The 21,450-nt window shown below is 47.1% G+C and carries 25 protein-coding genes and 1 rRNA gene; 17 read left to right on the top strand and 9 right to left on the bottom strand.

Annotated elements, in window-relative coordinates; genetic code table 11:
• Nucleotides 1-137 precede the first annotated feature (137 nt).
• From glcT to ACXAJH_RS12600, 3 genes are all read left to right on the top strand, one after another.
• Nucleotides 138-980, top strand: coding sequence for a glucose PTS transporter transcription antiterminator GlcT (gene glcT / locus ACXAJH_RS12610; RefSeq protein ID WP_474991268.1), 843 nt, complete (start codon nucleotides 138-140; stop codon nucleotides 978-980).
• A gap of 234 nt (nucleotides 981-1,214) precedes the next feature.
• Nucleotides 1,215-3,251, top strand: a complete 2,037-nt coding sequence (gene ptsG / locus ACXAJH_RS12605; RefSeq protein ID WP_474994145.1) for a glucose-specific PTS transporter subunit IIBC — start codon at nucleotides 1,215-1,217, stop codon at nucleotides 3,249-3,251.
• Between the two features lie 15 nt (nucleotides 3,252-3,266).
• Nucleotides 3,267-3,533 carry a phosphocarrier protein HPr gene (locus tag ACXAJH_RS12600; protein WP_474967673.1) on the top strand — a complete coding sequence of 89 codons (267 nt, stop codon included), beginning with the start codon at nucleotides 3,267-3,269 and terminating at the stop codon, nucleotides 3,531-3,533.
• Between the two features lie 305 nt (nucleotides 3,534-3,838).
• Here the strand turns inward: ACXAJH_RS12600 and ACXAJH_RS12595 are convergent, their stop codons facing one another.
• On the bottom strand, nucleotides 3,839-4,498 hold the full coding sequence (locus ACXAJH_RS12595; protein ID WP_474967674.1) for an SDR family NAD(P)-dependent oxidoreductase: 660 nt from the start codon (nucleotides 4,496-4,498) through the stop codon (nucleotides 3,839-3,841).
• An 86-nt stretch (nucleotides 4,499-4,584) separates the two neighbouring features.
• On the opposite strand from ACXAJH_RS12595, the gene ACXAJH_RS12590 reads away from it, so the two are divergent.
• Nucleotides 4,585-4,920 (top strand): YfhH family protein, encoded by a 336-nt coding sequence (locus tag ACXAJH_RS12590; RefSeq protein WP_474994143.1) that lies wholly within the window; start codon nucleotides 4,585-4,587, stop codon nucleotides 4,918-4,920.
• Nucleotides 4,921-5,245: 325 nt separating this feature from the next.
• On the opposite strand, the gene ACXAJH_RS12585 is transcribed toward ACXAJH_RS12590, so the two are convergent.
• Entirely contained in the window at nucleotides 5,246-5,386 is a 141-nt protein-coding gene (locus tag ACXAJH_RS12585) for a YpzG family protein (protein ID WP_160838703.1), read from the bottom strand.
• A complete protein-coding gene (gene sspK / locus ACXAJH_RS12580; RefSeq protein WP_084163184.1) occupies nucleotides 5,379-5,552 on the bottom strand; it encodes a small acid-soluble spore protein K in 174 nt (57 codons plus the stop codon). Before sspK ends, ACXAJH_RS12585 begins: the two co-directional genes overlap by 8 nt.
• A 107-nt stretch (nucleotides 5,553-5,659) precedes the next feature.
• On the opposite strand from sspK, the gene ACXAJH_RS12575 reads away from it, so the two are divergent.
• A complete protein-coding gene (locus ACXAJH_RS12575; RefSeq protein WP_474967676.1) occupies nucleotides 5,660-5,926 on the top strand; it encodes a YfhJ family protein in 267 nt (88 codons plus the stop codon).
• A 413-nt stretch (nucleotides 5,927-6,339) separates the two neighbouring features.
• Here ACXAJH_RS12575 and ACXAJH_RS12570 read toward each other — a convergent pair whose 3' ends face one another.
• Entirely contained in the window at nucleotides 6,340-7,341 is a 1,002-nt protein-coding gene (locus ACXAJH_RS12570; RefSeq protein ID WP_474967677.1) for a metal-dependent hydrolase, read from the bottom strand.
• 54 nt (nucleotides 7,342-7,395) lie between these two features.
• Between ACXAJH_RS12570 and mutY the strand changes: the two genes are divergently transcribed.
• Complete coding sequence (mutY, locus tag ACXAJH_RS12565; RefSeq protein ID WP_474994141.1) at nucleotides 7,396-8,484, top strand: A/G-specific adenine glycosylase; 1,089 nt, start codon at nucleotides 7,396-7,398, stop codon at nucleotides 8,482-8,484.
• Here the strand turns inward: mutY and ACXAJH_RS12560 are convergent.
• Nucleotides 8,474-8,698 carry a hypothetical protein gene (locus tag ACXAJH_RS12560; RefSeq protein WP_027956061.1) on the bottom strand — a complete coding sequence of 75 codons (225 nt, stop codon included), beginning with the start codon at nucleotides 8,696-8,698 and terminating at the stop codon, nucleotides 8,474-8,476. The genes mutY and ACXAJH_RS12560 overlap by 11 nt on opposite strands.
• Before the next feature lie 266 nt (nucleotides 8,699-8,964).
• Here ACXAJH_RS12560 and ACXAJH_RS12555 point away from each other — a divergent pair, with 266 nt between their 5' ends.
• The 4 genes from ACXAJH_RS12555 to ACXAJH_RS12540 all read left to right on the top strand — a co-directional run bounded on the left by ACXAJH_RS12555 (nucleotide 8,965) and on the right by ACXAJH_RS12540 (nucleotide 12,949).
• Entirely contained in the window at nucleotides 8,965-10,029 is a 1,065-nt protein-coding gene (locus ACXAJH_RS12555; RefSeq protein WP_474994139.1) for a C40 family peptidase, read from the top strand.
• A gap of 120 nt (nucleotides 10,030-10,149) precedes the next feature.
• Nucleotides 10,150-10,326 (top strand): gamma-type small acid-soluble spore protein, encoded by a 177-nt coding sequence (locus ACXAJH_RS12550; protein ID WP_474967680.1) that lies wholly within the window; start codon nucleotides 10,150-10,152, stop codon nucleotides 10,324-10,326.
• A gap of 257 nt (nucleotides 10,327-10,583) precedes the next feature.
• Nucleotides 10,584-11,111: a nucleoside tri-diphosphate phosphatase gene (gene ntdP / locus ACXAJH_RS12545; protein WP_027956058.1), complete on the top strand. Its 528-nt coding sequence runs from the start codon at nucleotides 10,584-10,586 to the stop codon at nucleotides 11,109-11,111.
• 68 nt (nucleotides 11,112-11,179) lie between these two features.
• On the top strand, nucleotides 11,180-12,949 hold the full coding sequence (locus ACXAJH_RS12540; RefSeq protein ID WP_474967681.1) for an ABC transporter ATP-binding protein: 1,770 nt from the start codon (nucleotides 11,180-11,182) through the stop codon (nucleotides 12,947-12,949).
• 223 nt (nucleotides 12,950-13,172) lie between these two features.
• Here the strand turns inward: ACXAJH_RS12540 and ACXAJH_RS12535 are convergent, their stop codons facing one another.
• The 3 genes from ACXAJH_RS12535 to ACXAJH_RS12525 form a co-directional block, all read right to left on the bottom strand.
• The gene (locus ACXAJH_RS12535) at nucleotides 13,173-14,240 is read right to left on the bottom strand and encodes an FUSC family protein (RefSeq protein WP_474967682.1); all 1,068 of its coding nucleotides are present in this window, start codon (nucleotides 14,238-14,240) and stop codon (nucleotides 13,173-13,175) included.
• Between the two features lie 294 nt (nucleotides 14,241-14,534).
• A complete protein-coding gene (locus ACXAJH_RS12530) occupies nucleotides 14,535-15,830 on the bottom strand; it encodes a glutamate-1-semialdehyde 2,1-aminomutase (protein WP_474967683.1) in 1,296 nt (431 codons plus the stop codon).
• A gap of 191 nt (nucleotides 15,831-16,021) precedes the next feature.
• Nucleotides 16,022-16,108: a YjcZ family sporulation protein gene (locus ACXAJH_RS12525; protein ID WP_079478425.1), complete on the bottom strand. Its 87-nt coding sequence runs from the start codon at nucleotides 16,106-16,108 to the stop codon at nucleotides 16,022-16,024.
• Between the two features lie 181 nt (nucleotides 16,109-16,289).
• On the opposite strand from ACXAJH_RS12525, the gene ACXAJH_RS12520 reads away from it, so the two are divergent.
• The 5 genes from ACXAJH_RS12520 (at nucleotide 16,290) to perR (ending at nucleotide 19,393) form a co-directional block, all read left to right on the top strand.
• A complete protein-coding gene (locus ACXAJH_RS12520; protein ID WP_474967684.1) occupies nucleotides 16,290-16,700 on the top strand; it encodes a potassium channel family protein in 411 nt (136 codons plus the stop codon).
• A 64-nt stretch (nucleotides 16,701-16,764) separates the two neighbouring features.
• Complete coding sequence (bcp, locus tag ACXAJH_RS12515) at nucleotides 16,765-17,235, top strand: thioredoxin-dependent thiol peroxidase (RefSeq protein ID WP_027956053.1); 471 nt, start codon at nucleotides 16,765-16,767, stop codon at nucleotides 17,233-17,235.
• Nucleotides 17,236-17,317: 82 nt separating this feature from the next.
• Nucleotides 17,318-18,271 (top strand): D-2-hydroxyacid dehydrogenase, encoded by a 954-nt coding sequence (locus tag ACXAJH_RS12510; protein ID WP_474967685.1) that lies wholly within the window; start codon nucleotides 17,318-17,320, stop codon nucleotides 18,269-18,271.
• Nucleotide 18,272: 1 nt separating this feature from the next.
• The gene (locus ACXAJH_RS12505) at nucleotides 18,273-18,830 is read left to right on the top strand and encodes a cob(I)yrinic acid a,c-diamide adenosyltransferase (protein WP_474967686.1); all 558 of its coding nucleotides are present in this window, start codon (nucleotides 18,273-18,275) and stop codon (nucleotides 18,828-18,830) included.
• Between the two features lie 119 nt (nucleotides 18,831-18,949).
• On the top strand, nucleotides 18,950-19,393 hold the full coding sequence (gene perR / locus ACXAJH_RS12500) for a peroxide-responsive transcriptional repressor PerR (RefSeq protein WP_035532548.1): 444 nt from the start codon (nucleotides 18,950-18,952) through the stop codon (nucleotides 19,391-19,393).
• A gap of 88 nt (nucleotides 19,394-19,481) precedes the next feature.
• Here perR and ACXAJH_RS12495 read toward each other — a convergent pair whose 3' ends face one another.
• On the bottom strand, nucleotides 19,482-19,859 hold the full coding sequence (locus tag ACXAJH_RS12495) for a YgzB family protein (RefSeq protein ID WP_027956049.1): 378 nt from the start codon (nucleotides 19,857-19,859) through the stop codon (nucleotides 19,482-19,484).
• Nucleotides 19,860-19,993: 134 nt separating this feature from the next.
• Here ACXAJH_RS12495 and ACXAJH_RS12490 point away from each other — a divergent pair, with 134 nt between their 5' ends.
• Nucleotides 19,994-20,878 carry a nucleotidyltransferase-like protein gene (locus ACXAJH_RS12490; RefSeq protein WP_474994137.1) on the top strand — a complete coding sequence of 295 codons (885 nt, stop codon included), beginning with the start codon at nucleotides 19,994-19,996 and terminating at the stop codon, nucleotides 20,876-20,878.
• A 509-nt stretch (nucleotides 20,879-21,387) separates the two neighbouring features.
• Nucleotides 21,388-21,450, top strand: a 16S ribosomal RNA gene (locus ACXAJH_RS12485); the annotation flags it as partial.

Here is a 21,450-nt window from a genome sequence, read left to right as displayed (position 1 = left end):
CACGACGTAATCGCTTACACACAAAGGAGAATACCTGCCCGTAGTTTAACCTCTTGTAAAAAATACAAATCAACTATAGGATAGAAGTTATGAGATGACTGAAAACGCTTTTAGTGTGATGTTAGTGGGGGACCGTTATGGAACAGCAATTAACAATAAAAAAAGTATTGAATAATAACGTCATCATTGCTGCCCACCCGTCCTACGAGGAAGTGGTGCTGATCGGAAAAGGGATCGGTTTTAACAAGTCCACAGGGGAGGACGTCTCCTTCGATAAAGCCGACAAAACCTTTCTATTGAGCAATGAACAGGAAAAGGAACAGTATGTCAATCTGCTGCCTTACATTGATGAAGCGCTGATCGATTTTATGAATGATATTCTGCATCATATTGAAGCGAGGATGGGGCAGGAGCTGAACCAGCATATCCACGTGGCTCTGACTGACCACATCGCTTTCGCCATCAACAGGGCGAAAAAGGAAATGCAGTTCACCAATCCTTTCCTGTTCGAAATCGAATCGCTTTACCCGAAGGAATACCAGGTGGCGACAGAAGTGGTGACAATGATCTACGACCAGATGGGCATTCATTTTCCGGAAGGGGAAACCGGTTTTATTGCGCTGCATATTCATAGTGCAGTCACGGATAAGACGCTCCGGGAAATCAACCGGCATAACCAGTTGATCACCCGGCTTGTAGGAATTGTGGAGGAAACCATGGACGTTGAAATCGACAAAAAAAGTGTCGATTATCACCGGCTTGTCCAGCACCTTCACAGAGCAATCGACCGTGTCTACCAGGGGGAATCGGCAGGGGATGAAATTCGTCTCGCTGAGATGTTGAAACAAGAGTACCCGGTATGCTATAATCTTGCTTGGAAGTTGATTAAAGTGATGCAGAAACAGCTGAATAAACCCGTAGATGAATCAGAAGCCGTTTATCTGACGATTCATCTGCAGCGTTTAACCCATAAATCCTAAAACGTACGTGTTACTGACACGATCAGGCATGAGTACATGCAGGGGAAGTGGTTATCATAGGGATAGGTCTATCCTTATGCCACTTTGGCCTGCTGTGCTCATGCCTTTTTTATGTCCATAAACAGATCGGCTTCAAGTCATTATTCCTACATGGTCATGATCTGTTTAAGACTGAAACCGTTTTAGTTTGATTGCTCCGGCATTTCTGCCACAAACAAAAAGGAGGAAATACTTATGTTTAAGAATGCTTTCGGCACACTGCAAAAAGTCGGTAAAGCGTTGATGACCCCTGTGGCCCTGCTGCCTGCAGCCGGTATTCTTCTCGCTTTTGGTACAAGTTTTGCACAGGACAGCTTTGTCGACAAAGTTCCATTCTTCGGTACCGAGTGGGTGCAGACACTGCTCCAGGTGATGGCTGAAGCTGGTGGAATTGTCTTTGCCAACCTGCCGCTTCTTTTCGCTGTAGGTGTTGCCATTGGTCTTGCAAAAGGCGATGGTGTTGCAGGTCTTGCTGCGATTATCGGTTACTTAATTATGAACGTTGTTATGGGCGTGCTCGGTAATGTTGATGCCGACATGGTCTCTGATCCCGCCTATGCGGAAGTTCTCGGTATACCAACGCTCCAGACCGGAGTCTTTGGAGGTATTATCGTCGGTATATTAGCAGCATCGATGTACAACCGGTATTTCAATATAGAACTGCCACAGTTCCTTGGATTCTTTGCCGGTAAACGTTTCGTTCCAATCATCACGGCGTTTACGTCCTTGATTCTAGGTGTGATTATGCTTTGGGTATGGCCGTTTGCACAAGCCGGTCTGAATGCTCTTTCCCAGCTGATGCTTGAAGGAAACCAGACCATCTCTGCTTTCTTCTTCGGCCTGATTGAGCGTTCCATGATTCCATTTGGTCTGCACCACATTTTCTATTCACCATTCTGGTTTGAGTTTGGTTCCTACACCAACGCGGCCGGTGAAATTATCCGTGGTGACCAGACAATTTTCTTCGAACAGCTGAAAGATGGGGTTGATTTTACTGCCGGTACTTTCATGGTCGGTAAATTCCCGTTCATGATGTTCGGTCTTCCCGCGGCAGCGCTTGCCATTTATCACACAGCGAAGCCGGAACGTAAAAAAGTGGTCGGAGGAATCATGGCTTCTGCTGCCCTGACTTCTTTCCTTACAGGGATTACAGAACCGATTGAATTCTCATTCTTGTTCGTAGCACCGATCCTTTTCGCTATTCACGCTGTATTTGCCGGATTCTCCTTCATGATCATGGAGATCCTCGGGGTGAAAATCGGACAGACCTTCTCCGGTGGTCTGATTGACTTTATTCTCTTTGGTGTCCTTCCCAACCGTACAGACTGGTGGTGGGTCATCATCGTTGGACTTATCTTCTCCGTCATCTACTACTTCGGGTTCCGCTGGGCGATCCTTAAGTTCAACCTGGCTACTCCAGGCCGTGAAGACGAAGCAGAAGATGAAGAAGAGGATGGAGAAGTGGGCGACCTGCCATTTGAAATTCTTGAGGCGATGGGCGGTCAGAAAAACATCGACCACCTGGATGCTTGTATCACAAGACTCCGTGTCTCTGTAAACGATAAAAATGATGTCAACAAAAACCGTCTGAAAAAACTAGGTGCTTCCGGGGTCATGGAAGTTGGAAACAACATCCAGGCTATCTTCGGCCCTGTCTCTGATACGCTGCGTGGACAAATGCAGGACATCATTGATGGTAAAACACCACGTTCCAAAGAAGACGCAGCTGAAATTATGAATGAACAGAAACAGGCAGAAGCTCCTGTTGCTGAAGGCGAGCTTTCGTTTGTCAGCCCGCTGAAAGGAAAAATCATGCCGATTACAGAGGTGCCGGATCAGGTGTTCTCTGGTAAAATGATGGGTGACGGCTTTGCCATCGAGCCGGTTGACGGAAAAGTGGTATCACCGATCAATGGTAAAGTGTTGAACGTATTCCCTACAAAACATGCGATCGGCCTTGAAGCTGATAATGGCATGGAAATCCTGCTTCATATCGGAATTGATACAGTAGGATTGAAAGGTGAAGGATTTACAGCTAAAATAGCTGAAGGAGACGAAGTGAAGCAGGGACAGGCGTTAATGGAGGTCGATCTGGACTTCGTTAAGGAAAACGCTCCGTCTATTGTGACACCGATTATCTTTACAAACCTTCAGGAAGGCAAGAGTGTCAGCCTGAAAGCATCTGGTGAAGTGAATCATAACCAGCCGGATATTGTAGAAATCACTGAATAAAAAGGAGAATGTATCATGGCACAACAAACAATGAAAATCACATCTGCGGACGGTGTACACGCACGTCCAGCCACAGCACTTGTACAAGTAGCCGGCCGATTCGAATCTGACGTAAACCTTGAGTACAATGGCAAGTCCGTTAACATGAAATCCATCATGGGCGTCATGTCCCTTGGAATTCCAAACGGCGCTGAAGTCACGTTCTCTGCTGAAGGTGCAGACGAAGAAGAAGCAGTAAACGCTGTTGTTGCAAAAGCAAAAGAAGAAAACCTTGGTGAGTAATTCATAAAAAAGACAGCCTGCCGATCCGGCAGGCTGTCTTTTTATTTTTCAGCTTTGTTAAAATCTGTTGTTGATAGTTTAAACGATTACTAAATCGTCCCCGTCTGGAATTAGGGGTCCGGTCCGTTGTTTATTCAGAGCATGGGATGGCAGGGAAAACCGTCCGCTTTCCTTTGAGGAGGCTCACGGCACCCCGCGGAAAGGGAGTCATTCCCAAGGCCGCCTCATACAAGTCCCATGAAAGAAAGGGGTGATCTGAGCTCACATGTTACATAATAACACCAAGCAATAACAGAGCCTGTTTTTTAACGGTCAACAAAAATTTCAGTGCGGCCGTCATCCTCTTTGTAAATTTGATCTGCTGCGATTTCCGGGCTCTTCATCTTCTCCGGATGTTGAACGTGGTCGGTATCGTTCCAGAATGGTGTATTCATCCCGCCCATATAGACAGCGGTCGCTGTGATGCTTTCTTCTTCCCATTCCTTCTGCAGACTCTCTGTGAAGCCTCTGAGAGCAAATTTACTGGCGCAGTAGATGCTTTCGTTCTTTTTCCCGCGCAGGCCGGCTGTGGAAATGATATTCAACACGCGGCCTTCAGACTGCCGCAGACGGGGAAGGGCTGCCTGTGTCATAAGGATCGTCCCCTTGACGTTGGTTCCCAGCAATTGTTCTATATCGTTCTCAGAGTAGGAAGACAGCTCTCCGAAAATGCCGGTTCCAGCGTTATTGATCAATACATCGACGTGGTCGATATTCTCTACAGCCGAAGCGATGGAGGAAGGGGTTGTAATATCGCAGACGATAACCTCTGCGCGTCCGTTATTCTGTTCAATTTCCCTCTGAACAGCCGCTAAGGGTTCGTATTTCCTGCCACTCAATACAATGTGGTTTCCTTCCCGGGCATAGGTGTGGGCGAGAGCCCTTCCCAGTCCTGTTCCGGCACCTGTTATCCAAATCTTTGCCAATGAAATCAGCCTCCTTGTCCTGACATATATCCATTGTCGCTAAAGCCTGTTAGAATGTAAAGAAAGTACAGATAAGGGGGAGAAGGATGGAACGGAGATACAGCGACTATTCAGAGAGAGAGTTAAGGGATGAAATAGCCGAGCTGACAGAAAAAGCCCAGAAGGCGGAGCAGCTTGGCATGGTCAATGAATACGCTGTCCATGAACGGAAGATCATTATGGCTAAAGCCTATATGATGAATCCGGACGATTTCTCAGCAGGGGAAACCTACGAAATGGACGGAGACTATGAGCATACCTTCTTCATCGAATATATGAACGGAATTTTTGCCTGGGGATATCGGAAGCATAATGGTCAAAAGGTGAGTACAGAAGAAGAGGCCCTGCCGATTTCCATGCTCGGCCGTCACGTACAGGAATAGAAAGTATCGAGTACACCGCTCTGCTTATCGGTGGATGACTGCCGTGGGAACGGCCTCAGCTGATTTGGTCAAGAAGATCGCCTGACCAATTGGATCTTCGGATCGTGCTGTTCCCGCAGGCGTTACCACCGAACGCTCCCCGCCATCATGCGCAGGGAGTAGACATATTTACAAAAAGGCGCTGGTAAAGGATGCTTTTCCTTTATCAGCGCCTTTTAAATACCAGGTGAACCACGCATTCACAGAAACGGTACAGCCTCAGTTAAAAAAGACTGTCGAGGAATTCTCGACAGTCTGAACCGGGTACATAAGGTACCTGGTTTCTTTAGTTTCTTTTTCTCATTTGAATTTCAGTGATCTGGTTCGCCTGCGTCTGCTCTGTTTCACCATTCACACGTCGGCTCATGTGCTTTGAGCTTCGGTGGGAATGAGAAGCCGGAGCGGCTTTGAAATTACGCTTACCCATGGTAATTCCTCCCTGTGTCGTTAACATCACGGTGTCTCGATCGGGCCGCGCGTTCCTGCGGCTTATTGTTGATCGTTCCGTTCGGACGCTTGTTCGAGTATTCACTCTGATCATCCGGTGCGTGGGTCATATGAACATTCGGGAAATTTTTGGCCTTGTTACGCATTCGTCACCCTCCTATGCCTCCGGGAAGAGGCAGGCTTAGTATACCCCGCCTGCTGCCTGTGATGTGTTATAATAAAGGGTAAACTATGGCAGAGACGGAGTGGTACCATGAATGAAATTTATCAGCGTCTGGCTGAAACCCTATATAAGAAGAACGAACATTTGACAATGGAAGAGGCCCTTACATGGGTCGAGCTTCTGTGGGAAGATTTCGAAACGACACGGGCGAAGGCAGGTCGTGAATACGAAGGAAAGAAAGTGACGGAACAGATTGTGACGCAGTGGATCCAAAATTACGGACCAAGGCTTCATGAGTTCGCAGCCACCAATTCGAAATACAAGAAAATGCTTGAGAAAAAAGGGGATCTGCATTAAAAAGGGAGCCCGTTCAAAGGAGGCCGCTGAAAACTCCTTCCTAATCAGGAGAAGTGGTTTAAAGTTGTTGATTCTCACGAATTGCTTGTCGATGGATGCTTGCCGCGGGCACGGCCTCAGCTAACTTGGTCAAGAAGATCACTTGACCAAGTGGGTCTTCGGCTCGCGCTGTTCCCGCAGGCGTCACCATCGAACGCTTCTCGTGAAATCAACGGTGTCCCATCTTTAAAAAGTGATTTGACTTTGATTTATAAAAGAAAATCCCTTTTTTTCTTGTACAACGAAAAGCCACATAAATATAAAAAAAGCGGATGGCATGGAATATTTTATCCATACCATCCGCTTTTTTAAAACTTTAGCCTTAACAAATCCTCATTCTTTCAGTGGCCTCTCTTCAAAGAGGTTTTTTTTCATTACGACTTCGATTCCATCGGACTGAGTTTATTCTGCAGTTTTTCCTCTGTGAACACCCAGCCGGTATAGGAATTGAGAATCTTCAAGTGGTCTCCATGCTCATCATCAATCTGCGCAACAGCTACAAAAGGATAACGTCCGCGGGAGCGGTAGCGCAGATCGATGAAACGGACTTCTGTATATTCGTCAAAGTAGCTTAATTCATAGCGGTAGACGGGTGAAAAGGACAGAAAGGCTTTGATGTTCTGGTCGGTTAATGCTTTTTGAACGACCGGATCATCGTAATCAATCGGTTTATTCACGAATCTGTCCAGAATTTTCAAATGTCCGTTTTCGGCCCTTCCTACGTAATAATGTTCCGGAGTCGTAATGGCAATCCGCCATATATTCTGCTTGATGGTGGGGGAGGTGGCAATCTGAGTCACTCCGTCCACATTTTCATGAATGAGGCGGACGAGTTCCCGTTTATCGAAATATCGTTTCACGTAATAAATGGCAATGACTCCGTAAATGATCAGCCACATCATTCCGGGTGAAGCCCCAAGGTTCCAAGCGACGATCCCGGCGATATGCAGAATGAAAATATAAGGGTCGAAGGTGTTGATGAAGCCATAAGCGACCCAGCGTTTCGTAATCGGACGGTAGGCCTGGGTCCCGTAGGCGTTGAAGATGTCTACGAATACGTGAAGAATGACCGCTAAAAAGCTCCACAGCCACAAATGCAGAAAGTTGACCTCCGGGTTAAATAAGTATATGATGCCGGGGATACTGATTCCCCATAAAAGGACCGCCGGAATGGAGTGGGTAATTCCACGGTGATGGCGGATGTAAACGGCATTGTTTTTTAGTTTCAGAACGGTGTCAATGTCCGGTGCCTGTGACCCGACGAGCGTGCCGATCAGGACAGCATTGAATAAAGCCGGATCAGAGCTTACGGCTGGGTCAAGCGTAGCGATACCGCCAAGAGCGACACCCATGACCACATGAGTACCAGTATCCAACGTACAAACCTCCTTTTTGGGTGACGAAAACGTTAAATAAGAAAGGTGTTTCCAGTGAAACCGAAAGAAAGAGTTCCCTTCCTATTGAATCATACCAATGTAAATGCTTTTAGAGATGATCTTATATCCTGGTTTAAAAAAGAGCAGAGAATCCTGCCCTGGCGGGAAAATCAGGACCCATACAGAGTCTGGGTATCAGAAATTATGCTCCAACAGACCCGTGTTGATACGGTTATTCCTTATTTTAACCATTTTATGAGCAGATTCCCAAGCCCCGAAGCCTTAGCCGAAGCCGATGAGCAGGAGGTTTTAAAGGCATGGGAGGGGTTAGGTTACTATTCCCGTGCTCGAAATTTGCAAAACGCTGTCAGGGAAGTTGTCGAATCCTATGACGGGGTAGTACCGAGTGACCCGGATGAACTTGGGAAACTGAAAGGCGTCGGACCCTATACGAAAGGGGCGATCTTGAGTATAGCTTATGACACACCGGAGCCGGCCGTCGATGGAAATGTGATGCGGGTGCTTTCCCGTATTCTTTATGTAGAGGATGATATCAGTAAGCAGAGCACAAGAAAGCTGTTTGAAGAACTCGTCCGGCACTTGATCTCCAAAGAGGATCCATCCGCCTTCAATCAGGGTCTGATGGAGCTTGGTGCCCTTATCTGCACACCGAAGACACCGTCCTGTATGCTTTGTCCGGTGCAGGATCACTGCAGCGCCTTTGAAAAAGGAGCCGAAACCGTACTCCCTATTAAAGCGTCGAAGAAAAAACAGAAAAAAATCCCTTACCTGCTGCTTTTAATTGAAAATGACCAAGGTGAGGTATTGATTGAGCAGCGCCCCGGAGAAGGGCTTCTAGCCTCGCTGTGGCAGTATCCGATGGTTCCACTGGAAGATGTGGATCAGGAATCCGTACCGGTCTGGGTGTACGGGGAGTATGGTCTGAAGGTAGAACTCGGGGAAAAGGTGGATCATGTCCGTCATGTGTTTTCCCATTTGATCTGGGAAATGGATGTGGTCAGAGCCGTTGTGAAAAGCGGCCATCTCGATCATGAGCGGGCCAGGTTTGTCACCCGTGAAGCCATGCTTGATCATCCATTTCCCGTGTCCCATCAAAAAGCCCATCCGTATATTAGTCCGTAACTGTATGAGTGCCGCTGGTCCAGGAAGCTTCCTTTGCTTCCAGACCGCCGCGGCGCTCTATTTCTTTGTTGATTTCCCTGAGCAGCGTGACACCTTCTGCATTCAGATAGGGCGCGGCCTGCGACAGGGATGTATGAAAATACCCCAGCTCTTTTTCTTCCCAGTTTTGTTTGGGTTCCATCGTCAATCCAGCTAAATCTCTTCCAACATACATAAAAGAACAGCCTCCTTTTCCTCCTTAATGTATGTACAATTGTCCTGCTCATACAAACAAAATTCGACAAATACACATGTAACAAACCTGTAAAGTAAATGTAACGAAGTGTGGAAAACCTTGGTATCAAAGGGTTCGACTGGCTTTGTTGGTATTTGTAGAAGTTTTGGAGTATTTACAAACAATTGTCTTTTATGAATAATGGGATTTAGGTTATTTGATTGCACAATTATAACAATTCATACATAGGGGAGAGTAAAGAATACATGAATAAGAAAAAATTGGTTACGGCGGTCAGTGGAGCTTTGCTTGGGGCATCTGTTATGGGAACTTCAGTTTTTGCGGATGAATTGCACAAGGTTAAATCCGGGGATACAATCTGGGATTTGAGCAGGCAGTATGACGGATCTGTTTCAGAAATCAAATCATGGAATGGTCTGAATTCCAGCATGATTTACGTTGGTCAGAGTTTGATTGTTGAAAAAGATGCATCATCTTCACAGAAATCAACGTCGTCTTCCAATTCCGGAAGTGGATCGTACACTGTTAAAAGTGGTGATTCCCTTTGGGCGATTGCAGTAAACCACGGCATGTCTGTTTCTAAGTTGAAGAGCATAAATAATATTTCCAGTGATGTTATCCATCCTGGACAGAAGCTTTCTCTTTCTGGAAGTTCTTCCAGCTCCAGTAAGTCTACTTCTTCCAGCAGCTCAAGCTCTTCTTCATCTAAGTCAACAAGCACATATACCGTTCAGAGCGGTGATTCCCTTTCTGTTATTGCATACGAGTACGGAACATCCGTGTCCAGCCTTAAGAGCCTGAACGGCTTGTCCGGTACAACGATTTATGTAGGTCAGAAGTTGAAGGTAAGTGGTGAGGCGTCCACATCGTCTTCTTCATCTTCCTCTTCATCCTCTAGTCATACATCTACCACGAGTTCTTCAGGTTCAAACTCTGGATTTGTAGATGGACTGGTTGCAGAAGCGAAAAAGCACATCGGTACACCATATGTATGGGCAGGAAGCACCCCATCCGGTTTTGACTGCAGTGGATTCCTTAACTACGTATTCGCACAGGAAGGCGTAAGCATTCCACGTACAGTAGCTACCATTTATGCAGACAGCCGTATGCAGTCTGTCAGTGATTCCCAGCGCCAGGTTGGAGACATCGTCTTCTTTGAAACGTACAAGCCTGGTGCGTCTCACGCAGGAATCTACCTTGGAAACGGCAAGTTCATCCACACAGGTTCTACGAACGGCGTGGAAATCAGCTCCCTTTCCAGCAACTACTGGGGAAGCCGCTATATCGGTACGAAGCGTCTTGCCAACTAATCAAAGCATCAGAAAAGAGCGTCCCATCAAGGGCCGCTCTTTTTTTTGTGAAAAATTTCGATCGATGAGGAATGAAACAGAGGCTCGCTGTACACAATAATTTTTGCGGAGGTGATACACATGGCTAAGCAACCGAAACAAAACAAAACAGCAGCTGGTACGGATGTTAATCACGTAAAACAACAAAACCAACAAGCTGCTCAAGGGAATTCCCAATACGGCGCTGAGTTTGCCAAGCAGACAGATGCACAGCACGTAATCGAGCAGAACCAAAAATCTCAGGCGAAGAAAAAGTAACCTGAATCTTTGGCAGGTTGGCCGGGCTGTTTGATTAGCCTGTTGCAATCTCCCATGAGTAAGAGCCGTCCCGGCAACGGGCGGCTCTTTTTTCTATTTCTTCCTATATAATGGTCCATCTTGAATCCCCTCCCCGTTCTCTTGAAAAAAGAAAGGAGCGTCCGGCATACTTTTCAGAGTAATTGTTTTCATTCGCTTTCGTTTGTCGTTATAATAGACAGAAGGTGAAACGGTAAAGAAAGGGAAGGGGGGATCTTATGCCCGGCCCGGAAGCAGGGAAGCGGATTGAAATTCAAAGCTATAAGCATAATGGGCATTTACACCGTGTTTGGGAAAGTACAACGATATTAAAAGGAACGAGGCATGTCATCATTGGTGCCAATGACCGGACGACCGTCACAGAAAGCGATGGCCGCCGCTGGGTGACCAGAGAGCCTGCCATCTGTTATTTCCATTCCAAGTACTGGTTCAACGTCATCGGGATGATTCGGACAGACGGCGTGTACTATTACTGTAATATCAGCTCTCCCTTCATCTATGAGGACGGAACCATCAAGTACATCGATTATGATCTCGATGTGAAGGTGTTTCCGGATATGACGTACAAGATTTTAGATGAGGACGAGTATGAAGTTCATAAGAGAAGAATGAACTATCCTCACGTGCTGGACCGTATTCTGTATAACAATGTGGATATTTTACTTAGATGGATCAGGCAGAGAAAGGGACCTTTCTCGCCGGAGTTTATTGATCAGTGGTACGAAAGATATTTAACGTATAGATAATGAGTGGATGCGCACTTCTAAGGAGTGCGCTTCTCTTGTTGTTCAGGTGAAAGGAAGCAGGTGATTTTTTGGACAGCATCAAGAGGTACTTGAAGTTTGTCAAACCGTATAAAGGAAAAATAATTTTAACCGTTCTTATTGGAATCATTAAATTCTCCATTCCACTGCTGATGCCGTTGATAACGAAATATGTCATTGATGACATCATTAATGCAGATCAGATGGCCCAGTCGGAAAAAATGGATCAGCTGCTCTGGCTGATGGGCGGAGCGCTCTTCGTTTTCCTCGTGCTGAGACCGCCGGTGGAATATATCCGCCAGTATCTCGCCCAGTGGATCGGAAGCCACATCCTCTATGATATCCGTGAAAAGCTGTTCGATCATATCCAGCGTCTTAGTCTGCGGTTTTATTCCAGGACAAAGACGGGAGAGATCATTTCTCGTGTCATTCATGACGTCGAACAGACGAAGACGTTTGTCATCACAGGCCTGATGAACATCTGGCTCGATATGATCACGATTGTTGTTGCGGTTATTATCATGCTGACGATGGACCCATGGCTCACGCTTGTAGCGATTGCTTTATTCCCGTTTTACGGGTTTGCGGTCAAATACTTTTACGCTCGTCTCCGCCAGTTGACGCGCGATCGTTCCCAGGCCCTTGCTGAAGTCCAGGGGCATCTGCATGAACGCGTGCAGGGAGTTCCGGTCACTCGGAGTTTTGCTTTGGAAGACCATGAGCAGGCCCAGTTCGGTACGAAAAACAAAAACTTCCTGGATAAGGCGATTACGCACACCAATTGGAATGCGTACACGTATACCGTGACGAACACGATTACGGATCTGGCTCCACTGCTCGTCATTACCTTTGCCGGCTACCAGGTCATTACCGGCTCGTTGACGGTCGGTACGATGGTCGCGTTCATTGGCTACATGGACCGTGTGTACAATCCGCTGAGGAGACTTGTGAACTCAGCCACTGTCCTGACCCAGTCGATTGCTTCCATGGACCGTGTCTTTGAATTTGTCGATGAGGAATATGACATTGTCGATGAACCCGGGGCCAAGAAGCTGGAGCATGTAGAAGGTGATGTGCGCCTGGAGGGCGTTTCCTTCCGTTATGATGAAGAAGATCCGCTCGTGCTGAAGGATATCGATCTGCATATCCAAAAAGGAGAGACGATCGCCTTTGTCGGAATGAGTGGAGGTGGTAAGTCTACACTGATCAGCTTGATTCCAAGGTTTTACGACGTGACAGCAGGGAAAATCCTGTTGGATGGCACGGATATCCGAGAAGTTCAGGCTCGTTCGCTCCGTGATAAAATCGGGATGGTGCTGCAGGACAATATTTTGTTCAGTGAATCCATTGCGATGAACATCCGGATGGGAAACCCTGATGCGACAGATGAGGAAATGTTCGAAGCGGCCAAGGCAGCCAATGCTCATGACTTCATTATGGATCTTCCTAACGGGTACGACACCCTCGTCGGTGAGCGTGGAGTGAAGCTTTCCGGAGGACAGAAGCAGCGCGTCGCGATTGCGCGTGTCTTCCTGAAAAACCCACCGCTGTTAGTGCTCGATGAAGCGACGAGTGCGCTTGACCTGGAAAGTGAGCATCTCATCCAAGGGGCGCTGGAACGTCTTGCATCATCGCGGACGACATTCATTGTTGCCCACCGCTTATCAACAATCACGCATGCGGATCGGATTGTTCTCATTGAGAACGGAGAAATCGTTGAAGTCGGCCCCCACCACGAGTTAATGAGGAAGAAAGGTCATTATTATGATCTTTATCAAGTTCAGGAACTGGATGAACCAGCCACCTATTCCAATACGTAAAAGAAGGCATCCGCATGGGCGGATGCCTTTTTTGTGTCTTTAAAAAAAGTTTATGGTCTCAACTGACTGTACCCGAAGGCGTAACTTCCCAACATATGTGTCTCAGAACATCATCTTCTCTAATAAACCACTGGAGAACATCCTTTTTTAGTGAACCTGACAAAAAAAGACGGCCGGAAATCTTCCCGGCCGTCTAAAGTCCGCGTTAGCGGTACCTTCTTTCCTATTTGTCTGATGTCTGGATGAAGTCACCCTGGTGGTGGTTCTGGTAACTTTTCAACAGTCTCTTCAACCGCTCAAGCTGATAATGGTATTCCATCAGCTGCGAGGCGAGGGGAAGGAAAACGAGCTTATCGGGATTGTTGCTTTCTTCATACACATGCATCAGCCGCTCGACCAATAAAGGAATATCCGGTTCCTCGATCCGCCTGAGAGACTGCTTGTGCGTTCGTTTTATTCTTCCTTTCAAGCTCAACACCAGTTTCTCGTGGGCATTGATCAGCTTATCCAGTTCCTGAACGACGGCGTCCTGGAAATCCTCCGGGATCTGCTCGATCTTATGGTCCAGCCTGTAAAAGGCCTTCAGGACATCGAAAGATTTTTTCGTCGTCGTAATCAACTGTCGGAAGAGCACCATTTTCCTTCCTTTGGAAAATCGGCTGCCCTTGAAGTAGGTCCGTTCCTCTGAATACAGCAGGTACGTGTGATCCACCCAGCGCATGTCATCCTGAATCCTCGTAATTTCATATTTTAAAGCGGGCTCGTCCGACAACTGCCTCGTTGTCACGCGGAGCCACTGTAGAATATCATTGGTGGCGCTGTCGATTTTGGTGAACAATCGTGTTTCATACCTTGGAGGCAGGAAGACGAGGTTCACGATGAAAGCGGCCAGAATACCGAGAATCATGGATGCGAGTCGTGAGCCAGCGAAGTAAAGAAAGGTCTGGTCGGTGGCATCCATCAAGGCGATGACCGCTACGACCGCAAGAGATATCGTATTTTCGTTCATCTTCATCGTCGATGTGACTCCGATGACGAGGATAATCGCAAAGCCGACGACAAATGGGTCATTGCCAAGGGTGAATACGGCAACAATGGCAATCATGGCCCCGATGATGTTCCCCTGAAGTTGTTCAATAATCGATTGATAGGAACGGTAAATCGAAGGCTGAATGGAAAAAACAACAGCAATGGCAGCGAGTAATGGGGAGATGAATCCGATCAAGTGTCCGAAATAAAGAGCTATCCCGACCGCAAGACCTGTCTTCATCATCCGTGCGCCCAGTTTCATACAAGCATCATCCTTTTTACATGGAAACTCCTCGATTAAGGAGGACTGCCATCATTATACATGATAATAGGGCAGGAAGAACAAAAGAAAAAGGCTTATGCGTGAAAACAGCATAAGCCCAAGGGGAACCAGTCCCAAGAGCTGGTTCCTATGAAAAGGGAAAGAAATGAAACAAAGATCATAATTCGTGGGAATATTCAGAATTATAAATATATAATAGCATGGAATATCAGGATAAGCAACTCCCTTTCCATAAAAAAATCCCCTTCTTATCTAGGAAGAAGGGGATGGTGCTTATTCAGCGGCCATAATCTTGAATGTCTTCTCAACCGCTTCGAGTGTCTGATCGATATCTTCGTCCGTATGAGCGGTCGTTAAGAACCAGGCTTCATATTTAGATGGAGCAAGGTTGATGCCCTCAGCAAGCATCAATTTGAAGAAACGGGCAAACCGTTCTCCATTTGTGTTTTCCGCCTGCTCGTAGTTTTCTACCTTTTCATCTGTAAAGTAAACCGTTAAGGCTCCTTTCAGGCGGTTGATTTGTATCTGTACGCCTGCTTGTTCCGCGTGCTGGAGGATACCTTCTTCGAGTTTTTGACCGAGGCGGTCCATCTCGTCGTACACACCTTCCTGTTGAAGGATTTCCAGACAGGCGATTCCTGCTGACATGGACGCGGGGTTACCAGCCATGGTTCCTGCCTGATAAGCCGGTCCGAGCGGTGCGACCTGTTCCATGATGTCGGCCCGTCCGCCATAGGCACCGATCGGCAGCCCGCCGCCGATGATTTTACCCATCGCGGTCATGTCCGGTTCGATGTTCAACAACTGCTGGGCGCTTCCATATGTAAAGCGGAAGGCCGTGATGACTTCATCATAGATGACAAGCGCGCCTGCTTCATGGGTCAGCTCATTCACAGCTTCCAGGAAACCAGGATTTGGCTCAACAATTCCGAAGTTGCCGACGATCGGTTCAACAAGGACCCCTGCAATTTCATCGCCATACTTGCGGAGTGCTTCCTTGAACGGTTCAATGTCGTTGAATGGAACGGTAATGACATCCTGGGCGATCGATGACGGTACTCCTGCAGAATCCGGTGTACCAAGTGTGGAAGGTCCGGATCCAGCGGCGACGAGGACAAGGTCGGAGTGACCGTGGTAGCAGCCGGCGAATTTAATGATTTTATTCCGGCCGGTGTATGCCCGCGCGACACGGATCGTCGTCATGACCGCTTCCGTTCCGGAGTTTACAAACCGGACTTTATCAAGGGAAGGGATGGCATCTTTCAACATTTTAGCAAACCGGTTTTCGAGAACCGTCGGTGTCCCGTACAGGACGCCGTTCTGTGCTGCCTTCGTGATCGCCTCCGTAATATGCGGGTGGGCATGTCCGGTGATGATCGGCCCGTAGGCACCAAGGTAATCGATGTATTCGTTGCCGTCGACATCATAGAAACGGGAGCCTTGCGCTTTGTCCATATAGACCGGTGTCCCACCCCCGACACCTTTATAGGCGCGTGAAGGAGAGTTCACCCCGCCGACGATGTGTGCTTCGGCTTCTTTATATAATTGTTCTGAACGTGGAATGTTCATGCTATACCTCCTAACAACTGTTTCACTTTCTCATTGTAGCATGTTTGTCCATGTCACAAGATAGAAAAAGACCGTCCTGACTCAGCAGGCCGGTCTTTCTCTGTGTTTCAATACGAACCTATGCAGCTGTCCGGTCGCACCCATGAGGAATATACACTGGTTTATGGTCATCCCATCAGTTGATGTTCTTCTTAGTATACGAACGCTGCACCAACGATAATTAGAAGGATGAAAAGAACAACGATCAGCGCAAAGCCTCCGCCATATCCGTAACCCATTACAATTCCCCCTTTCCACGGTTTACTGTATCTTATGCCTTTCCCTGAAAAGCGGGCTGTGCATCCGCCCGTTTTTCAGCAAATATCTTCGAGCACCGAAGGCATATCCATCTCGGAAAAGACATAAGAAAAAGTAAAGCCTGTCACCCATGTCCACCTGGATGATAAGAAGGAGCACGCTATGGTTACGATTATCGTCAGCATCCTTTTACTGCTTCTGATGGGGGCGAGTCTCCGGCAGATCTTTCACTCCCTGGAAATCGAGCATAAAATTTTTTCGAGTCAGCTGTTCATTGCCGTGATGCTTCTGTACACCATCGTGATGATTGGCTTCGGCCTCATATATACGGTGCTGATTCTGGAAGGGGTGGATGTATACCGGACAGGCATCCCTTCCAGGCGGGTATCATGGATCGAAGAATTCATACGTAGTATCTATTTCAGCGGTGTCACATTATTTACCGTCGGCTATGGAGATATGCTGCCTGTAGGGGTGGGGAAGTGGCTGGCGATTCTAGAGGCTATGATCGGTTACACGCTTCCCGCGGCTCTTGCCGCCAAAGTATGGCAGACGAACAAAAAAAGAGACTGAGATTGGAAGTTTCCTTCTGAGTAAGGTACCCTAGAGGATAGATATCTTTAAGGAGGGTGCTTATATGTCTATAGAAAAAGGAAAGCAAGTGGAAGATTTCACACTGCCGGCAAGTAATGGGGAATCCGTTTCTTTGTCTGATTACAAAGGAAAGAACGTCGTCCTGTACTTTTATCCGAAAGATATGACGCCGGGGTGCACGACAGAAGCCTGTGACTTCCGTGATCATCATGAAAGTTTCGAAGATCTGGACGCTGTCATTCTTGGTGTCAGCCCGGACCCGGTTGATTCTCATGAGAAATTCATTAACAAGCATGATCTTCCGTTTATGCTTCTTGCAGATGAAGACCACAAGGTTTCCGAGGAGTTTGGCGTATGGAAGCTGAAGAAAAACTTCGGCAAGGAGTATTACGGCATCGAGCGCTCCACTTTCATCATTGATAAAGAGGGGAACCTTGCTGAGGAGTTCCGCAAAGTGAAAGTAGAGGGCCACGTGGAAGCGGCTCTTCAATACATCCGTGAAAACCTTCAATAAGAACAGCTTGAAACCATAGTCCATAGGTGACTATGGTTTCTTTATAAGCTAAGATAAAGAAAAAGAGGATGGAGGGGACACGATGAAGATTGTTTCAGCTATTAAAAGGGTTCCGGAATCAATCCGGATTCATTTGAGCCGTCGTTTTGACGAGGTGGATTTCGTTTTCTGTCACGGGATGCATGAGGCGCAGCATTATTTAGCAGAAGCCGATGTGTTCATTACATACGGGGAGGATCTGGATGAAGAGAAAATCCAGGTCGCTAAGAAATTGAAATGGATCATGGTCTTGTCGGCAGGCATGGACCGGATGCCTTTTGACGAAATCAAAAAGCGCGGCATCCTTGTGACCAACGTCCGCGGCATTCATGCCAAGCCGATGGCGGAGTACGCGATATCCATGCTGCTGCAGGTGGCAAGAAAAGCCAAGACGCTGATGAAGCAGGAACAGAAGCGGGAATGGAGCCGGAGAGCTGAGATGAATGAAATCAGTGAACGCACGATGGTGCTGCTCGGCACAGGGGCCATCGCTCAGGAAACGGCCCGCCTTGCCGGAGCTTTCGGGATGACAACGATCGGCCTGTCCAAGTCCGGACGGCCGAAGGTGCATTTTGACCAGGTGTACCCGATTTCCGACATCCACCTGATCCTGCCGAAAGCTGATTTTATGGTTGCTGTCCTGCCGAGCACCGAAGAGACGAGGGGCATGCTGACTCACGCCCATTTTGCTGCCATGCCTGATCATGCGGTCTTTTTGAACATGGGAAGAGGGGATCTTGTTCCGGCTGACGTCATTATGGATGCTGTCACCACCGATGAAATCGCCCATGCCGTACTTGATGTGTTTGAAGAAGAGCCGCTTCCGGAGGCTCATCCATTCTGGGGAGAGGAAAATGTGACGGTCACGCCGCATATCTCAGGCATTTCTCCTCATTATGTGCCGCGCGGCTTTGCCATTTTTGAAGAAAACCTTGAGGTGTTCCTGAACGGAGACGGTGAGTTGAGAAATATTATTGATCCAGAACGGGGGTATTGAGATGCGTATTTATACAAGATCCGGTGATAAGGGGCAGACTTCCTTGATTTACGGCCAGCGTGTCGCAAAGAATGATGTAAGAGTGGAGGCCTACGGAACGTGTGATGAGGCTAATTCAACCATAGGCGTTGCGCTCAGTCATCTAAGGAAGGAAGACTGGACGGATAAGGCAGCTTTCATGCAGACGATGGAGAAAATCCAGACGATTCTCTTTCATGTAGGGGCGGAGCTTGCTACACCCAAGGGGAAGGATGTCACTTGGAAGCTGAAGCAGGAGCATATTGAAGACCTTGAACAGCAGATTGATACGTGGGACCAGGAACTTGACCCGTTGAAGAATTTCATACTACCATCAGGGCATGAAGCGTCAGCCGCCCTCCATCTGTCCCGTACCGTTGTGCGCAGAGCAGAACGACTGGCCGTTACGCTGGAGGATGAACTGAACAACCCGCTAGTTGTGTCCTATCTGAACCGCTTATCGGATTTCCTGTTTGTTGCGGCCAGATATGTGAATAAGAAGCTGAGCGGAAAGGAAACACCCCTCCATCCCGATGTGTAATCCAACGTGGAATGCGGGCTTCCATATTGACAACCGGTTTACGGAAAGGTTACACTAATTGTAAGCATTCTAATGTAATAATTTTATAAATCAAGAATCATTTTATGAAAGCGAGGTGCATGACCGTGTCTGATCATCGACTCCAGGATGCGATTGATACATTGAAATCATCCGGCGTCCGAATCACTCCACAGCGTCATGCGGTGCTTGAATTCCTGCTTAATGCAATGACCCACCCTACAGCTGATGAAATATACAAAGCGCTGGAAAGTAAATTCCCAAACATGAGTGTGGCCACTGTTTATAACAACCTGCGCGTGTTCAAGGATATCGGATTGGTCCGGGAGCTTACTTATGGAGACTCCTCAAGCCGGTTCGACTGTAATACGAGTGACCACTACCATGCGATCTGCAACAACTGCGGAAAAATCGTGGATTTCCACTATCCAAGCCTTAACGAAGTTGAATCATTAGCTGAACAGGTGACGGGATTTGACGTAAGCCATCATCGTATGGAAGTCTATGGAACGTGTTCCAAATGTCAATCAGAAATGGCCCACTAAACTGAAAGCCCTGCGCTTTCAGTTTTTTTATGGCATTTTTTATGAATGGATACAAAAAAAAGACCCGTGGATAACGGGTCCGGACGGCTCAGGACTGTGTAGGAGCCTTTTCGTTTCGGTATTTCTTCTTATTGTACTTCTCATCGAAATCTTTACCTTCCAGGGACTTGTCCATCGTCAGCGGCTGGTCACAATGCATGCAGGCGTCGACCCGTCCGAGCATCTTGGTCGGTTTCTCGCATGAAGGACAGATGATCTGGATGGTCCTGGTGGAGAGCATGCCGATCCAGAAGTAAACGACGGTGCTTAGTCCGACAAAGCCCATCCCTAAAATCATGAACGTTGCCATAAGCCAGACGATGTCCTTGAACAACAGGCCGATGTACATGACTCCGATACCGAGAAAAATCAGCCAGAAAGCAAAAGAACGGATCTTGTTGATTTTACTGCTGTATTTTAACGCCACTAAGGCTCCCTCCTTACTTATCTACCACGTAGTATAGCATATTTTTCTAGGAACAAATACAATACGGAAAAAGGATTTTGGCGCATCGTAGCGAATTAACACAGGAAAGGGAAATTGAATATGGGGGAAAGACAATGGAAGATTTATTACGCCCGATTTATCAGGAAAGAGCCAGCCAGAGCAGTACCCTGGGGATCCTGATCCTGGAAAAGAACAAACCAATCAGTCCGGTCACGGATAACTTTGATGTGATTCTCTTCATTATCGTACGGGATGCAGAAGAACTGTGGTATGTGAAGCACTATGAATTTGAGAACAAATCAGCAGCAATGCATATTGTGGATGAAACCCTCCTCCATCACTGGATTGACACCAGCTCCTACCGGCGGGCGGTGGAATGGGTGATTAATGGAAGCATCATCTTTGAAAGAAATGAATATGTGACTTTAATGAAAGAGCACCTTCGAGAGTTTCCTCAAAAAAACCGCAGCCTGAAGAAAGCGATAGAATTCGCCAAACTGATACGCAGTTACAGTGAATCCAAGGATCTTTATGATTCTGAACAATATTTGGATTCCTACAGCAGAATGGTGAGCTCGCTCCATTATTTGGCCCGGTTGTCCATTATAGAGAAAGGTTTTCATCCGGAAGTCACCGTATGGAATCAGGTGAAACGGATTGAGCCTGAAATCTATAAACTCTATCAGGAGTTAATTGAGAGTGGGGAGCCGACGGAAAAACGGATCCAGCTAATGGTCCTGGCCGTTGAACATTCCATCAGCAAGCGAGCCCGTTCCAGCGCCCGGCATTTGCTGGACTTGATGAACGACAGAGAAGAGCCGTGGTCATTCGGCGAATTGAAAGTCCATCCGGAAATTCAGGAATATATACTGGATCTATCCTCGATGATCGAGTATCTCGTTGAGCACGGAGCCATCGAGGTGATCCCCCAGGAAACGAAGGGACCGCAGATTTTCCACCGCACCTATAAGCCTGTAGAACAACCCGACCATTTATAGTTGAAAGTCCTCTTCCATCAATTTATTAAAGGAAGAGGACTTTTTTTATAAAAACCATTGACCGTTCTAAAACAAGCGTGCTATATTATTAAACGTCGCATTAAGAGCGGCTGAGCGGAACGAGAGACTCCGTGAGAAAACAGCAAAAAAGTTATTGACTTCAATAACGTTGCGTGATAAATTATTACTTGTCGCTTTAAGAGAGCGGCATGGTGCTGAGAAGCGCTAAAACAAATCACAAAAAAGTTGTTGACACTAACAGCTCACCGTGATAATCTAGTAAATGTCGCTAAAAACGACAGCGAAACACTTTCTCAACTTAATGAAAAAAAGTTGTTGACACGAAAAAGCAACACATGTTAAGATGATTGAGTCGCTGTTTTCAAACGGCCGACAACATTTGATCTTTGAAAACTGAACGAACCAACCAGTACGTCAAAACATTTCTTCTTTAATGAAGGAATTTGAAACAAGCACATTCGGTGTGCAAATGAGCAAGTCAAACTACTTTTATGGAGAGTTTGATCCTGGCTCAGGACGAACGCTGGCGGCGTGCCTAATACATGCAAGTC

This window comes from Halobacillus sp. ABD4_316 (assembly GCF_056161385.1).
The sequence above is the reverse complement of the archived record's forward strand: the minus strand, read 5'-3'. Positions and strand labels throughout refer to the sequence as shown.